Annotated in this window: 1 protein-coding gene; it reads left to right on the top strand. The window is 76.3% G+C overall.

The genetic code is table 11. The features are described 5' to 3' along the window. Window positions 1-230 precede the first annotated feature (230 nt). The coding region (locus tag HCN56_RS25225; protein ID WP_167974922.1) for a S9 family peptidase at window positions 231-2,208 on the top strand (1,978 nt) is incomplete at its 3' end.

Below are 2,208 nucleotides of genomic sequence, written 5' to 3' on the forward strand. Positions count from 1 at the left end.
CCAGTCCGGCAGGCTGGTGCGCGGGGCGCGGAACCGCTGCTCCCACTCCGGTGCCGGCGGTGTCGTGCGGTCGGCGCCGGGGGCGGCGGGCGCGCCGCCCCCGCCGGAGCTCCGTATCGCCGCGCGTGACGGGCCGCGCCGTCGGTGCCCTGCCCCGACGCGCCGCTGCGCGGGGCTCCGCAGCTCCGCTCCCCTGCCGCCACGGTCGACGGTGGCAGCAGAATGGGCGCATGGCTGATCACCCCGACCACGGCGTACACCCCGACCGCGTTCCCAACCGCAGCGGCACAGGCAGTGGCACAGGCGCCGGCGACGCGCCCGCCGCCCCCGGCGCCGACCGCACGACACCGCCGGCACCGGAGTGGGAGCAGCGGTTCCGCGCCCCGCGCACCAGCCTGCCGGACTGGGCGGAGGACGCACCGCACCGCAACCTGTTCGTCTCCAACGCGACCGGCATCTTCGAGCTGTACACCTGGGACCGGACCACCGGCGAGCAGCGGCAGGCGACCAGCCGCCCGAACGGCACCACCGACGGCACGCTGACGCCGGACGGCGCCTGGCTGTGGTGGTTCCGCGACACCGACGGCGACGAGTTCGGCACCTGGGTCCGGCAGCCCTTCGAGGGCGGCGCCGACGAGCCGGCGGTGCCGGGCCTCGCGGCCTCCTACCCCGGCGGGCTCGCGCTGGGCCACGACGGCACCGCCGTGATCGGCCGCAGTACCGAGGAGGACGGTTCCACGGTGCACGTGGCCGCGCCCGGTGCCGAGCCGGTCGAGATCTACCGGCACCGGCAGACCGCCGACGTGGGGGACCTCTCGCGCGACGGCACGCTCGTCGCCATCGAGCACACCGAGCACGGCGACGCGATGCACTCCGCGCTGCGCGTGGTCCGCCTGGACGGGACGCTCGTCGCCGAGCTGGACGACACCGCGGGCGGCAGCGAGGAGCTGTCGCTGTCGGTCATGGGGTTCTCCCCGGTCGAGGGCGACCAGCGGCTGCTCGTCGGGCATCAGCGTCGGGGCCGCTGGGAGCCGATGGTCTGGGACCCGGTCGGGGGCGGCACCACCGCCCTGCCGGTGGAGCTGCCCGGCGACGTCCACGCCGAGTGGTACCCGGACGCCTCCGCGCTGCTGCTGGTCCACTCCTACCGGGCGCGCAGCGAGCTGTGGCGGCTCGACCTGGCGGCCGGCGAGTTGACGCGGGTGGAGACCCCGCCCGGCACGGTGTCGGCGGCGACGGCCCGCCCGGACGGGACGGTCGAGTACATGTGGTCGTCCGCGGCGGAGCCGCCGCAGCTGCTGTCCACCGGGGGCGGCGTCGTGCTCGACCCGCCCGGGCTGACCGCGCCGTCGTCGGTGCCGGTGACCGATGTGTGGGTGGCGGGGCCCGGGGGCGAGGTGCACGCGCTGGTGCAGCGGCCGGCGGGTGAGGGACCGTTCCCGACGGTCTTCGAGATCCACGGCGGGCCGACCTGGCACGACAGCGACGCGTTCGCCGCGCAGCCGGCCGCCTGGGTGGACCACGGGTTCGCGGTGGTGCGCGTCAACTACCGGGGGTCGACCGGCTACGGGCGGGCCTGGACGGACGCGTTGAAGCACCGGGTGGGGCTGATCGAGCTGGAGGACGTGGAGGCGGTGCGCGCCTGGGCGGTGGAGACCGGCCTGGCGGACCCGGCGAGGATTGTGCTGACCGGCGGGTCGTGGGGCGGGTACCTGACGCTGCTCGGGCTCGGTACGCGGCCGGAGCTGTGGACGGTGGGCGTCGCGGCGGTGCCGGTGGCGGACTACGTCGCGGCGTACGAGGACGAGATGGAGGCGCTGAAGGCGCTGGACCGCACGCTGTTCGGCGGCTCACCGGAGGAGGTGCCGGAGCGGTGGGAGGCGTCGTCACCGCTGACGTACGTGGACGCGGTCACGGCGCCGCTGCACATCACGGCGGGGGTCAACGACCCCCGGTGCCCGATCCGGCAGATCGACAACTACGTCGCGCGGCTGCGGGCGCGGGACGCGGTCTTCGAGGAGTACCGCTACGACGCGGGGCACGGCTCGCTGGTGGTGGAGGAGCGGATCAAGCAGGTCGGCATGGAGATCGACTTCGCCCGGCGGATGCTGGAGCGGGTCAACGGTTCCGGGGCGCCGGCCGCCGGGGCGCCGTCCGCCGGGGCGCCGTCCGCCGGGGCGCCGTCCGCCGGGGCGGGCGGTCCGGCCG

The sequence above is a fragment of the Streptomyces lonarensis genome (genome assembly GCF_012033735.1).
GTDB lineage: Bacteria > Actinomycetota > Actinomycetes > Streptomycetales > Streptomycetaceae > Streptomyces > Streptomyces lonarensis.